Source organism: Chromobacterium vaccinii (assembly GCF_001855275.1).
GTDB classification, from domain to species: Bacteria; Pseudomonadota; Gammaproteobacteria; order Burkholderiales; family Chromobacteriaceae; genus Chromobacterium; species Chromobacterium vaccinii.
Genome location: NZ_CP017707.1, coordinates 2,594,315 through 2,606,667 on the forward strand (window position 1 = coordinate 2,594,315; position 12,353 = coordinate 2,606,667).

The 12,353-nt window shown below is 62.3% G+C and carries 13 protein-coding genes and 1 tRNA gene; 10 read left to right on the forward strand and 4 right to left on the reverse strand.

Annotation, left to right across the window (positions count from 1 at the left end):
* Positions 1-40 precede the first annotated feature (40 nt).
* From tsaA to BKX93_RS12075, 3 genes are all read left to right on the forward strand, one after another.
* Entirely contained in the window at positions 41-739 is a 699-nt protein-coding gene (tsaA, locus tag BKX93_RS12065) for a tRNA (N6-threonylcarbamoyladenosine(37)-N6)-methyltransferase TrmO (RefSeq protein WP_070979979.1), read from the forward strand.
* 54 nt (positions 740-793) lie between these two features.
* Positions 794-1,810 carry a Tim44 domain-containing protein gene (locus BKX93_RS12070; RefSeq protein WP_046168424.1) on the forward strand — a complete coding sequence of 339 codons (1,017 nt, stop codon included), beginning with the start codon at positions 794-796 and terminating at the stop codon, positions 1,808-1,810.
* Positions 1,811-1,980: 170 nt separating this feature from the next.
* On the forward strand, positions 1,981-3,183 hold the full coding sequence (locus BKX93_RS12075) for a sensor domain-containing phosphodiesterase (protein WP_046158528.1): 1,203 nt from the start codon (positions 1,981-1,983) through the stop codon (positions 3,181-3,183).
* 63 nt (positions 3,184-3,246) lie between these two features.
* On the opposite strand, the gene BKX93_RS12080 is transcribed toward BKX93_RS12075, so the two are convergent.
* Genes BKX93_RS12080 through BKX93_RS12095 form a run of 4 tightly spaced genes read right to left on the reverse strand, consistent with a single transcriptional unit; the run spans position 3,247 to position 5,930 of the window.
* Positions 3,247-3,834: a BON domain-containing protein gene (locus BKX93_RS12080; RefSeq protein ID WP_046158529.1), complete on the reverse strand. Its 588-nt coding sequence runs from the start codon at positions 3,832-3,834 to the stop codon at positions 3,247-3,249.
* A gap of 3 nt (positions 3,835-3,837) precedes the next feature.
* A complete protein-coding gene (locus BKX93_RS12085; RefSeq protein WP_021475806.1) occupies positions 3,838-4,428 on the reverse strand; it encodes a phosphoheptose isomerase in 591 nt (196 codons plus the stop codon).
* A gap of 24 nt (positions 4,429-4,452) precedes the next feature.
* Positions 4,453-4,791 (reverse strand): YraN family protein, encoded by a 339-nt coding sequence (locus BKX93_RS12090; protein WP_021475807.1) that lies wholly within the window; start codon positions 4,789-4,791, stop codon positions 4,453-4,455.
* Positions 4,788-5,930, reverse strand: coding sequence for a penicillin-binding protein activator (locus BKX93_RS12095; protein WP_070979983.1), 1,143 nt, complete (start codon positions 5,928-5,930; stop codon positions 4,788-4,790). Before BKX93_RS12095 ends, BKX93_RS12090 begins: the two co-directional genes overlap by 4 nt.
* 60 nt (positions 5,931-5,990) lie before the next feature.
* Here BKX93_RS12095 and rsmI point away from each other — a divergent pair, with 60 nt between their 5' ends.
* The 7 genes from rsmI (at position 5,991) to BKX93_RS12125 (ending at position 12,342) form a co-directional block, all read left to right on the forward strand.
* On the forward strand, positions 5,991-6,821 hold the full coding sequence (rsmI, locus tag BKX93_RS12100; protein WP_070979984.1) for a 16S rRNA (cytidine(1402)-2'-O)-methyltransferase: 831 nt from the start codon (positions 5,991-5,993) through the stop codon (positions 6,819-6,821).
* Between the two features lie 58 nt (positions 6,822-6,879).
* A tRNA-Leu gene (locus BKX93_RS12105) sits at positions 6,880-6,964 on the forward strand.
* 242 nt (positions 6,965-7,206) lie between these two features.
* Positions 7,207-8,403, forward strand: a complete 1,197-nt coding sequence (locus tag BKX93_RS12110) for a tyrosine-type recombinase/integrase (RefSeq protein ID WP_070979986.1) — start codon at positions 7,207-7,209, stop codon at positions 8,401-8,403.
* 166 nt (positions 8,404-8,569) lie between these two features.
* Entirely contained in the window at positions 8,570-9,733 is a 1,164-nt protein-coding gene (locus BKX93_RS24695) for a DUF6602 domain-containing protein (protein WP_145929308.1), read from the forward strand.
* Between the two features lie 630 nt (positions 9,734-10,363).
* On the forward strand, positions 10,364-10,582 hold the full coding sequence (locus BKX93_RS12115; protein WP_065202143.1) for a helix-turn-helix transcriptional regulator: 219 nt from the start codon (positions 10,364-10,366) through the stop codon (positions 10,580-10,582).
* Between the two features lie 30 nt (positions 10,583-10,612).
* Complete coding sequence (locus BKX93_RS12120; protein ID WP_070979989.1) at positions 10,613-11,338, forward strand: hypothetical protein; 726 nt, start codon at positions 10,613-10,615, stop codon at positions 11,336-11,338.
* Between the two features lie 14 nt (positions 11,339-11,352).
* Complete coding sequence (locus tag BKX93_RS12125) at positions 11,353-12,342, forward strand: P2 family phage major capsid protein (RefSeq protein WP_070979990.1); 990 nt, start codon at positions 11,353-11,355, stop codon at positions 12,340-12,342.
* Positions 12,343-12,353: the final 11 nt, after the last annotated feature.

Below are 12,353 nucleotides of genomic sequence, written 5' to 3' on the forward strand. Positions count from 1 at the left end.
GACAAAATACCCAAGGGATTACCAGTGCTACAATCCCGGCATGAACTACAGTTTTGAACCGATAGGCGTCATCCGCTCGCCGTATCGCGAGAAATTCGGCATTCCGCGCCAGCCGTCGCTGGTCAGCGCCGCCCGCGTGCGGCTAGAGCTGCTGCCGCCGTATGACCAGCCCGACTGCGTGCGCGGCCTGGAGGCCTTTTCCCATGTCTGGATCAGCTTCGTGTTCCACCAGACCATGGACCGGGGCTGGCAGCCGCTGGTGCGGCCGCCCAGGCTGGGCGGCAACGCCAAGGTGGGCGTGTTCGCCAGCCGCTCCACCCACCGCCCGAACCCGATGGGTCTGTCGCTGGTGGAGCTGATTTCGGTGAGCGTCGACAACGGCGTGGCGCTGGAGCTGGCCGGCGCCGACCTGCTGGACGGCACCCCGGTGCTGGACATCAAGCCCTACATTCCCTTCGTGGAATCGCGGCCGGACGCGTCGGGCGGCTTCGTCGACGGCCCTCCCCCGCTGCTGCGGGTGGAATGGAGCGAGGCCGCGCGGCGACATCTGGCCGAGGCGGACGCGCCGGCCGGCTTCGCGCTGCTGGTCGAGCAGGTGCTGGCGCAGGACCCGCGCCCGGCCTACCAGGACGATCCGGAGCGGATCTACGGCGTGTCGCTGTATTGCTACAATGTGCGCTTCGGCATCGTCGGCGGCGTCGCGCGCGTGCTTGAAATTCTGCCGGCGGCACAAAACTAATTCGCATCGGCCCGGTCATATCCGGGCAATTCAAACCTACCAGGAAAATAAAACATGACCACTCGCGCGAAGACGATCGTACTCGCCTTCACCATGGTTTCCGTGTTGGCCACCCCGTTTGCCGAGGCCGCGCGCCTGGGCAAGGGCAAGAGCGCAGGCATGCAGCGCTCCGCTCCCACCCGCAGCTACCAGCCGAGCACTCCGGCTCCGCAACCGATGGCCGCGCCCGCGCCGCGCGGCGCAGCCGTGCCTCCGGCTCAGGCTCCGGCCAAGAGCGGCGTGGGCACCGCGCTGGCGGCCGGCGCGGCCGGCGCGGTGGCGGGCGCCGCCATCGGCTACATGGCGGGCTCCTCCGGCAACGACAAGGCCGCCCAGCAGGGCCAGCAGCAAAACGCCGCTCCGGCCGACCAACAATCGCAAGCGGCCCACCAGCCCGCGCAGCAGCCTGAAAAGGGCGGCATGCCCTGGGGCATGCTGGCGCTGCTGGGCCTGGTTCTGGTCGGCGGCATGATGTTCTTCCGCCGCAAGGCCGGCAACCCGGCCGCCAACGCGCCGCAGCCGGCCGGCATGCCGCGCGGCATGGCCGACAACCAGGGCCAGTCTAACTTCGACGCCATTCCCAAAATCGGCTCCGGCCTGAACGGCGGCGCGGCCCCGGCCGGCAACGGCTTCGGCGGCGGCTTCAACGCGGCGCCCGCTCCGGCGCGCCTGCCGGACGGCACCGAGACCCCGCACTTCCTGCGCCAGGCCAAGGCCACCTTCCTGCACCTGCAGAGCCTGAACACGCCTGAGAGCCTGGAAGAAGTGCGCAAGTACATGACGCCGGACCTGTTCAGCGCGCTGGCCGGCGACATCGCCGGCAACAGCGGCGTGGCCGACTTCTCGCAGCTGGACTGCCAGTTGTCCGACGCCACCGTCGAGAACGGCGCCTACATCGCCAGCGTCACCTTCAGCGGCAATGTCAGCGAGGAAGTGGGCGCCCCGGCCGTGCCGTTCACCGAAACCTGGCACTACGTGAAGGATGGCGGCACCGGCGGCAAGTGGCTGGTGGCCGGCATTCAACAAGACTGACGAGACGGCGCGCGGTTGTTGTTTTTGCCGCGTGCTTAACAATCGTTGACGACGGGCCTGAGGGCCCGTTTTTTATTTCTACGCCCATGCACTAAACTGGAATGCCGATTGCTTCAGCAGCGGACAAGGGCCAAAAGAGCCCGCATCTTGGACACGGAGGCAGTATCGCGATGACAGCATTCGAGCACGCCGGCCTGAAAATCGGCAGCCACTTCCAGCCTGTCTACAGCCTGGCGCACCGACGCAGCATAGGGGTGGAGGCGTTGCTGCGCGCCGAACAAGGCCAGACCGCGCTCTCACCCGCGGAAGCCTTCTACACCGCGGTGTCGCCCGAGCAGCGCCACCAGCTCGACCTGGCGGTGTGCCGCGCCCATATCCAGCGCTACCTGCAGCTGCAGTCCGACCATCCCCGCTGGCTGTTCCTCAATATCGACGCCGCCTCGCTGTCCCGCCCGGACCGCGCGATGGCGCTGGTCAACCACATCCGCCAGGCCGGCCTGGAGCCGCACCAGGTGGTGCTGGAAGTGCTGGAGCACGTGCTGGAAGTAGACGAGGCGCTGATCGAAGGCGTCAACATCCTGAAGAACAACGGCTTCATGATTGCGATCGACGATTTCGGCGTCGGCCACTCCAATCTGGAGCGGGTGTGCCAGCTGGAGCCCAGCCTGGTCAAATTCGACCGCCAGCTGCTGCGCAACGCCATCGTCCAGCCGCGCAGCCGCGCCCTGCTGTCCAGGCTGGTGCGGCTGATGCACGAAATCGGTGCGCTGGTGGTGGTGGAGGGCATCGAAACCGAGCGCGACGTGCTGGTGGCGATGGATTCCGGCTGCGATCTGATCCAGGGGTTTTTCATCGCCAAGCCGGCGGAGGCCCCCGACGCCGACGAGCTGATCACCCCCAGGCTGGACGAGCGCTGGGACGAATTGATGGCGCACGCGCTGCTCAAACGCAAGCTCACCCGCCGCCAGATCGAGCTGGCGCGGCAATGCTTCGTGCAAAGCGCGATCTCGCTGATGCAGAACACGCCGTTCGACCTGGCGGCCAAGCCGATGCTGTCGCTGCCGGACGTGATCCGCTGCTTCCTGCTGGACAGCGAAGGCCGGCAGATCGGCCGCAACCTGAACAGCCGCCAGTCGGCCTCCAGCACCGACCCGCGCTACAGCCCGCTGGCCGACACCACCGGCGCGGTGTGGTCGCGGCGCAGCTATTTCCAGCACGCGGTGGACCAGCCCGGCGTGCTGTACATGAGCGAGCCCTACCTGTCGATGACCGACCCGCGCTCCTGCGTGACGATGTCGATGGCGATCGAGATCGACGAGAACCTGCACGTGCTGTGCGCCGACCTGCTGGTGCCGCAGCACGACACCCTCTGAAGCCCTCCGCGCGGATAAAACAAAAGCGGCCCGGATGGGCCGCTTGCTCATTGCGCGCCGCGCTTACTGCGCCGGCGTCACGTCCTGAATGTACTCGAACAGCGTCACCACCTTCTGCACGCCGGCCGTCTCGCTGACCACGCGCGAAGCCTCGACGCCCTCGCCCTGGGTCACCAGGCCCAGCATGTAGACCACGCCGCGCTCGGTCACCACTTTGATGTTGTTCGGATTCACGCCCTTGCCGTCCAGCAGCCGGGTGCGCACTTTGCTGGTGATCCAGGTGTCGTTGCTGCGCTCGGAGAAGCCGGATACCGGGCCCACCGTGGTGTAGTTGTACACGCGGCGCACATTGGGCAGGCCGCGCACGATCAGCTCGGCCTGCTGGCGGGCCTCCTCGCTCGGCACCTCGCCGGTCAGCAGCACCGCGCGGTTGAAGCTGGTGCGGTTGACGTGGGCCGACGGCAGACGGTTGGCGATCTGCTCGCCGGACTTCAGCTCGATCGCCTGATCGTCGACATAGGCGCCGCTGGTGCGGCGGTCCGACGCCACCAGCGCGCCGCCGGCCGCGCCCGCGGCCACCAGGCCGACGCAGCCGCTCAAAACGCTGACCAGCCCCGCGGCCAGCAACAATGCAAATGCGTTGCGCTTCATTTCTTACTCCCCTCCAAGCAGCATGCAGTCAATTGCGTCGCACAGCGCGTGGATCAGCAGGATATGGACTTCCTGGATCCGGCAGGTGCGCAGCGACGGCACGTTCAGGTGTATATCTTCCGGCGACAGTATTTCAGTGATCTTGCCGCCGTCCTTGCCAGTGAGCGCGATCACGCTCATGCCGCGCTCGTGGGCGGCGTAAACCGCCTCGATCACGTTGGCGGAATTGCCCGATGTGGAGATCGCCAGCAGCAGGTCGTTGGTGTGGCCCAACGCCCTCACCTGCTTGGAAAACACCATGTCGAAATCGTAGTCGTTGCCGATGGCGGTCAGCCCCGAGGTGTCGGTGGCCAGCGAAATCGCCGCCAGGCCCGGGCGCTCCTTCTCGAAGCGACCCACCATCTCGGCGGCGAAATGCTGGGCGTCGGCGGCGGAGCCGCCATTGCCGCAGGCCAGAATCTTGCCCTCGTTCATCAGGCAGGCCACCATCCGCTCGGCGGCCGCCGCCACGCCGGGCGACAGCAGCTCCATCGCCTCCTGCTTGGCGGCGATGCTTTCCAGGAAATGGCCGTTGACCCGGTCAATCAGATCCATTGGGGAATCCCCTTTTCTCAACAGTTACTGCGTGATCACATTCTTCAGCCACTGCGGCTCGGCGCCGCCGACGCTGACTACCGCGTCGAAACGGCAGGGCGAGTCGATATTGTGGCTGCTTAGATAGACTTCCGCGGCCAGCATCAGTTTCCTTTGCTTGGCCGCGGTGATGCTGTCGGCGGCGCCGCCGAAGCGGCTGCCGCCGCGATGGCGGACCTCGACGAATACCAGCGCGTCGCCGTCCCGCATGATCAGGTCCAGCTCGCCGCCGCGGCAATGCCAGTTGCGCGCCACCAGCTTCAGGCCGCGCGCCTGCAGCAAGGCCAGCGCGCGATCCTCGGCGTCCCGGCCGGCCTGGTTCATTGCAGCGCGTTGCCGCCCATCACGCCAGCCGGCAGCTGGCGCTCGAACACGCGGTCCCGTCCTAGCTTCAAATCGCCGGTGACGCCGTCCAGCCTCACCGCCGCGCCCGGACGGCCGACCGCCAGCAGCACCGCCAGCCGATAGGCGTCGATGCCCAGCGCGTACAGCCGCTCGGTCTGCCGCGTCAGCGGCATCGCCGGATGCGGGTAACGCTGCACCGCCGGATGCGCCGGCATCAGGAACCACGGCATGTCGATGAAACGCACGCCGGCCAACTCCGCCTGCGCGCCGCCGATATTCAGCTGCGAAGTGCCGTACACCGGCACATCCGGCGTCAGCGCCGACTTGAACTTGGCCGCCTGCGCCACGTCCAGCGCCAGCGCGACGGCGTCGGCCTGTCCGGCCGCCTGCAGCAGCGGAGTCATGTCGTTGGCGTCGAAAGCCATCTGCCGCGCCGGCTTGCCGGTCACGGCGCGCCATTCATCGGCGAAGGCCTTGCCCAGCCGCTGCGACAGCGCATCGCCCCCCACCACCAGCAACGGATTGGCGCGGCCGTCGTCGCGCATCATCCGCGCCAGCTGGCGCGCCTCGCCTTCGACGATCAGCGACAGCGAATACAGCTTGGGATTGGCCGCCGCCTGCCGGTCAATCGAATTGAGCGCGATGGTGGGCACCGTCACCGACGGCGCCAGCTTGGCGATGGATTCCCGCGACAGCGGCCCGATCACCACGTTGACGCCATCCGCCACCGCCGCGCGGTAGCGTTCCACCACGTTGTCGCCGGTGGCGTCCACGCTGTAGAGCTCGGCGCTCTGGTCCACCTGGGCCGCCGCCTCGACGCCGCTGCGCACCACCGCCGCCGCTTCGCCCAGCGCCGACGACTCCGTCGGCAGAATCACGCCTATCCTGATCTTGCCGCGCGTGGCCGGCTTGGCCGCCAGCGCGCCGGATGCAGGCACATCGGTCCGAACCTCAGCCGGCGTCGGCGTCGCCAGCCTGGGCGTCTGGCCCGGCGGCTGCACCAGCGCGCGCATCGGCGCGCCGTTGCTTTGGATGATATAGTCGGGGGTTTGCGCCCCGACCGGCGTCAACCACGTCAGCAAGACGCCAACCAACAACAACGGAGTCAGTCTTTGCATACCTCGTTCGCCCACCTTATCGATGCCGCCAGGGATAGTTTCTGTAGCGGGACATTATATGTGGTGGCCACGCCCATTGGAAATCTGGCCGACATCAGCGCCCGCGCGCTGGCCTCGTTCGAGGCCGCGGACGTCGTCTGCGCCGAAGACACCCGCGTCACCGGCCAGCTGCTGTCCGCCTACGGCATCCGCGCCAAACGGCTGGTCAGCCTGCGCGAGCACAATGAGCGCGGCATGGCGGAACAGGTGGTGCGCTGGCTGTCCGAAGGCCAGATCGTGGTGCAGGTATCCGACGCCGGCACCCCGGCGGTGTCCGACCCCGGCGCCCGGCTGGTGGAGGCGGTGCGCGCCGCCGGCCACCCGGTGCGCCCGCTGCCCGGCGCCAGCGCCGTGATCGCCGCGCTGTCCGCCAGCGGCTTCACCGCGCCCACATTCCAGTTCCACGGCTTTCTGCCGCCCAAAAGCGGCGAGCGCCGCAGGACGCTGCAGCAATGGCTGTCCGCTCCCCACCTCACCGTCTGCTACGAAGCGCCGCACCGCATCGTCGACGCGCTGGAAGACATCGTGGCCGAACTGGGCGGCGAGCGCCGGGTGATGATCGCCCGCGAGCTGACCAAGACCTTCGAAACTTTCCGCGCCAGTCCCGCGGCCGAGCTGCTGGAATGGGTGAAGGCCGACGCCAACCAGCAGCGCGGCGAGATCGCGCTGATCATCGACGCCGCCCCCGCAGCGGAAGCCGACGACGACGCGCCGCCGGCCGAAGCGCTGCGCGTGCTGGAGATCCTGGCCGCCGACCTGCCCACCAAGCAGGCCGCCACCCTGGCCGCGCAGATCACCGGAGCCAACCGCAAGCAGCTGTACGACCACGCGCTGAAACTGAAAAAAGACTGAGCGCCAACTATTTACAAGCGCTTGGCGCAAGGTTAAGATTCGTTCTCTCGCAGATGTCGCCCGGATGGCGAAATTGGTAGACGCAGGGGATTCAAAATCCCCCGCCGCAAGGCGTGTCGGTTCGAGTCCGACTCTGGGCACCAGCGATCACTCCGAGAGAGTCCGAGAAGTACCAGGAAACCCGCACAGCACAAGGCTTTGCGGGTTTTTTGTTGTCTATTTCCGTCCGGACTCATCCGGCCAGATCCAGCATTTTTGTGTATAGATCCGTGTATAGATGCCAACTCAGGGCTAAAATCTATACACACCCTCCTCAGAGGCCCGCAGCTCAAGGCTGCGCGCCCATCGCCACCAAGAGCGAATCTATACACAGGAATCTATGCACATGGCCCTGACCGACCTTGCCATCCGGCAAGCCAAGCCCCAAGACAAGCCCTACCAACTCGCCGACGGCGAAAGCCTCTATCTCGAAGTGTCCCCATCCGGGGGCAAGCTCTGGCGCTTCCGTTTCCGCTTTCAAGGCAAGGCCGGCATCCTGGCCCTGGGCAAGTACCCCGCTGTCGGCTTGAGCGATGCACGCCAGAAAGCCCACGAGGCGCGAGTACAGCTCGTCCAAGGCATCAATCCCAGCCAGGCCAAGAAAGAAGCCAAGGTTGTCGCCCAGATCGCGGCAACCAACGCTTTCGAGCTGGTTGCCAGAGAATGGCATGAGAAGCAGATCGACCGCTGGACGCCAGATCATGCGCGGCGAGTGATGGACTCGCTGGAGATAGACGCCTTCCCCGACCTGGGCAAGCTGCCCGTACCCGACCTGACAGCCCCCCTGATCCTGAACACCATTCTCAAAATCGAGAAGCGCGGCGCGGTAGAAACTGCACAACGAGTGTTGCAGCGCATCAGCGCCATCATCCGCTTTGCCATCCAAACCGGCAGGGCCACGGATAACCCAGCAGTCAACCTAGTAGGGGCCATACGCGCAAAGAAGGTTGAACACCGCCCAGCACTGCCCCGCAGCGAGCTACGTGAGTTCTACCGCCGCCTAGCGGCCGAACAACTCTACATCCCGACCCGCATTGCCATGCATCTGCTGATGCTGACCTTTGTCCGTCCTGGCGAACTGCGCGCCGCGCGCTGGGAAGAGTTTGATGAAGAGCGCGCGGAATGGCGCATTCCAGCCGAGCGCATGAAGATGCGCGAGCCTCACCTTGTACCGCTATCGCGCCAGGCGCTAGAACTGCTGAAGGAGTTGCGGCCGCTGACTGGCAAAAGCGCCCTGCTCTTCCCGGCCGTGACTGATCTCAAAAAACCGATGTCCGAGAACACGCTGGGCTATGCCATGGGCCGCATGGGCTACAAAGGAGTAGCCACGCCTCACGGCTTCCGCGCCCTGGCTTCGACAGTTCTCAACGAAGAAGGCTTCGATCCAGATATCATAGAAAAGCAGCTCGCACATGCAGAGCGCAACAAAGTGAGAGCTGCTTACCATCGTGCTGAGTATCTTGATGAACGCAGGAAGATGATGCAGTGGTGGGCAGAATTCCTAGGCAAGCACCATGACAAAATCAGCCGCCAGAAGCTATAAAAATGCAGGGGTATTTGCGACACGCACTCTACAACACCGCACCCCTTTGGCATGAAACCTCGCAGCTAAAACCCCAAAAAAGCACTTTTCAATATAAATAACGACAACCTTAAAAAAAATAATCACTCGAAACTCAAACAAACCCAATAAAGTTAGGTGGATTTCCATGGACACCAAAAAACTATTTCATTTAGTCAGCGAAAAAATGCGCTGCGAGTTTGAGATGGCTGCACAGTACCAACATAATGGCACCCGAGGAACTTCTCGCGAGGAGGCACTTCGTGACTTTCTTGCAAAAGGGCGACTGCCCGCCAAGTATGGTTTAGGCGCAGGTGAAGTAGTAGGGCATGTACGCGACACATCCCGTCAATGCGATATAATAATTTATGATTCGATAAATGGCCTTTCGCTTCACTACGATGAAAATAATCAGATATATCCGATAGATTCCGTATATGGAATCATTGAGGTGAAATCAACTCTTTCCAAGACAGAATTACTTGACTCTCTAAACAAAATTAAAGTCTTCAAAGAGATGTCTATTGAAGGATCTGTTACAGAACCCATTGGAAATGGGTATAAAATAATCCATCACAGACCAAAGCCATTCGGTATTGTTTTTGCTTATTCACTAAGTGGAAACTCAATGGATTCACTCCTTGACAATCTAAAAGATTGGGAATCAAAAAACTCACCATCGACATGGCCAAACTATATATGCGTTCTCAACGAAGGATGCATATATCATCAGAATCTATTGGAAACATGCTTAGATAGTGAAGCCATAACAAAAGAAAGCATGCCATTAGCTCTCAAATTTGGAAACGACAGTCTATTCAAATTTTATTGCGGCCTACACGACATGTGCTCACGCATGAAGCTTGGACCAGTTGAGCTGGAGCGTTACTTCTCTCCAGGAGTTAAAATTGGACGTTTCACTGTTTTTGGCCGGATAACTGAAGCGCAAGTGACCTTCAAAGGAAAGCCGCCTGTTGCTGCCCGCCTAAAAGAATCAACACTTGAAAAGATTATAAATTGGTGCGCAAATACCGAAAAAATACGCTACTCTGACCTTCTCAAAAAGCAGCTTGGGCAATTACCCCTAGGCACCACTGATAGTTCAGCAGGGATGAATACATTACTTTACTTGTACAACCCAGACAACTTCCCAGGACTTGATGAAATTCAAAAATCCTCGTCCACAAATAGTGGCACCCATAAAGATCATTACCCAACTCTTCTCAACATTATAGATATAACAATTGATGGTAATCTTTATGCACTGGCAATGGGGAGTTTTAACGATACAGATTGGGAGCTGCTGGAGTAGACATTGGCTGGCAGTTCTCATAAACCCCTCTCCATCGCAGCCCGTCCATCTCATTCGATCAATGTCACTACGACCTATCGATAAAACCTGTATCAGTGAGGACATGCACATCAGACGCATGCAAAGGATTAATAGGTATTTTTTACCACCAGCCCCCAGCGCGCGCCATCGAAGCCCCGCCTCGCCCCCGCGCTACATGTGCCGCTAATCATGCACCTGCATGAACCCGCGCCAGGCCCTTGCCGTATGGCCTGGCGCGTAGACTTTCCTCTACCCTGATTCATGCGTTTTCATGCACTCTATGCATGCAGTCGCCGTTTTGGCTGACTGACGTTTCCGCCCTTCCCTCTCGCTTCCCGCTTAAATCTGCCACCGAGTATGTCCGGTGCCGTCCGTATGCGTCCGATGCGGTTCTGTGATTCACATTTTCCGCTGTCTATTTCGCTTTTCCCGCCTGTCGTCAATAGCCAAAACTGAGTTTTTCCGGCTTTTCAAGTTTCGTTGTTGTGTGGTGATTCCATACAACAAGCCCGCCAAACTCGATTTGAAATTTCTGAAATACTGCGTTCGCTGATCGGCGTATCCGATTGCATCCACAGCTATTCAGACAAAACGATAAGGACAAATCCAATGACCGCCATTGCCCCTTCGCTCACCGCCCAGCCGCTGCGCTTTCTGCGTTTGCCGGAAGTCATCTCCACCTGCGGCCTGTCCCGCTCGTCGGTGTACGACGCCATCAAGCGCGGCAGCTTTCCGGCTCCGGTGCCGTTGGGCGGTAAAAGCGTGGCCTGGCTGTCGTCTGAAATCGATGTCTGGATGGCTGGACGCATCGCCGCCCGCCACGCCTAACCCCCCAACAAACGCACCCGGACTCAGAACATGCATATCCAGAACCCCAACACCCAAGAAACCGTGGCTTTCGCCGTGGCCGGCCTGACCGAGCGCCTGACCGCCTTTGAGCAAGACCTCAATGCCTGGCAGACGCTAGCCGACAACGCCGCCCGCCGCGTCCAAACCGCCGAGGCGCTGCGCAATGAAGCCGAGCAGACACGCAAGGACTGCCGCCAAGCGATGCGCACGACCTTGGGCATTCCCACCAAGGCGGTGCGCGAGTTGAAGAGCAAGGAGATGGCCAATCTGGAATTGGCCGAGGAGACGCTGAAGATCGCCGAGGAAGAAAAGATTCAAGCGGAAATGCAGCAGGAGACGCTGTTCGAACAGCGCCAAGCCCTGGTCAAGGAACGCGACGCGCTGCACCGCCAGTATTGGGATGCGGTGCTGGACGACCAGATCGCCCAATGGGGGCAACAGCTGCCGGTGCTGGCGCTGCTGCTGGAGCAAGCGCCCAAGGCGTGCATCGAGCGGCTGTTCGGCCGCGCCGAGCTGCGCAGAAATCAAGATGAACTCTATGCCGCGCAGCAGCCCGGCGAGCTGCAACAGGCGCTGCAAACCGCGCCGCAGGCAGAGCCGGACGCATTGCTGGCCCTGCTTAGCCAACCGCTGCCGCCGCTGGCGACACCGGCCAGCCAGCACCACAACCCCATCGCCCGCATGCGGTATCAGGCCGAACGCGACGCGCAATACCAAACCCTGATCAACCGCTAAGCGAGAACAACCCCATGCAAAACGCTACCCGCCAAGCCCTGGACCACTTCATCGGCCGCTACTTCAACCATATGGACGCGCATCTAACCCAGGGGCTTTGCCATGCCGCCCCGGAGCCGCAAGCCGCGCAGGCCCGCATCAATGCGCTGAAGACCCACAGCCGGCTGCTGTCCGCCATCAACATTCTAGGCGTGGCGAACATCAAAGGCCGTTCGCAAAACTTCGACCTGGCCGGCACGCTGGCCGCCACGGTGGACACCAACCGCCATCCCCGCCAGCCGGCGCAAAAGACCTGGCAGCCGGCGCAATACTTCTGCCGGCAGACCAACTTCGACGCGGCGTTTGATTACGAGACGCTGGACGCCTGGATGAGCGAGACGCAAGACCAAGCCTTGTTCGAGGCCCGCGCGCGGCAGACGCTGGAGCGCCGCATTCTGCTGGATCGGGTGATGATCGGCTTCCGTGGCCTGATGCGCGCCGCAGACTCCGACCGGGCCAAACATCCGCAGCTGCAAGACGTCAATGTCGGCTGGCTGCAGCAGATCCGCGAGCAAGCGCCGCAAGCCTGCCTGGAGAGTGTCCGCGTCGGCGAAGGCCAGCGTTTCCACAGCCTGCACCGCCTGGTGCGCCATGCGGTCAACCACCTGCTTGCGCCGGCCTGGCGCGACGATCCGCTATTGGTGGCGCTGGTGGGCGCGGACCTGCTGCCGGATGCGGTATGCGAGACCAACGGCCAAGCCGCGCCCGTCGACGATCTGGTGTTCCACAAGCAGCGCCTGGGCGGCCTGCAGGCGGCGACGGCGGCCTTCTTCCCCGGCGACAGCATCCTGATTACCCGGCTGGACAACCTGTCGCTGTACTTCAACCACAACGCCGTGCGCTACCGCTATCAGGAAGACCCTTCCATCAACAGCGTGCTGTTCTACCACTCCAGCGAAGACGCCTATGTGGTCGAGAACCTGGCCGCCTGCGCGCTGATTGAAGACGTGGAAATCGTGGACTGAAGGAGACCGAG

Coding starts and splice junctions, on each gene's coding strand:
- tsaA (WP_070979979.1), top strand. CDS start 41: ATGAACTACAGTTTTGAACCGATAGGCGTCATCCGCTCGCCGTATCGC.
- BKX93_RS12125 (WP_070979990.1), top strand. CDS start 11,353: ATGCAAAACGCTACCCGCCAAGCCCTGGACCACTTCATCGGCCGCTAC.
- BKX93_RS12115 (WP_065202143.1), top strand. CDS start 10,364: ATGACCGCCATTGCCCCTTCGCTCACCGCCCAGCCGCTGCGCTTTCTG.
- BKX93_RS12095 (WP_070979983.1), bottom strand. CDS start 5,930: ATGCAAAGACTGACTCCGTTGTTGTTGGTTGGCGTCTTGCTGACGTGG.
- BKX93_RS12075 (WP_046158528.1), top strand. CDS start 1,981: ATGACAGCATTCGAGCACGCCGGCCTGAAAATCGGCAGCCACTTCCAG.
- BKX93_RS12110 (WP_070979986.1), top strand. CDS start 7,207: ATGGCCCTGACCGACCTTGCCATCCGGCAAGCCAAGCCCCAAGACAAG.
- BKX93_RS12080 (WP_046158529.1), bottom strand. CDS start 3,834: ATGAAGCGCAACGCATTTGCATTGTTGCTGGCCGCGGGGCTGGTCAGC.
- BKX93_RS12085 (WP_021475806.1), bottom strand. CDS start 4,428: ATGGATCTGATTGACCGGGTCAACGGCCATTTCCTGGAAAGCATCGCC.
- BKX93_RS12090 (WP_021475807.1), bottom strand. CDS start 4,791: ATGAACCAGGCCGGCCGGGACGCCGAGGATCGCGCGCTGGCCTTGCTG.
- BKX93_RS12070 (WP_046168424.1), top strand. CDS start 794: ATGACCACTCGCGCGAAGACGATCGTACTCGCCTTCACCATGGTTTCC.
- BKX93_RS24695 (WP_145929308.1), top strand. CDS start 8,570: ATGGACACCAAAAAACTATTTCATTTAGTCAGCGAAAAAATGCGCTGC.
- BKX93_RS12120 (WP_070979989.1), top strand. CDS start 10,613: ATGCATATCCAGAACCCCAACACCCAAGAAACCGTGGCTTTCGCCGTG.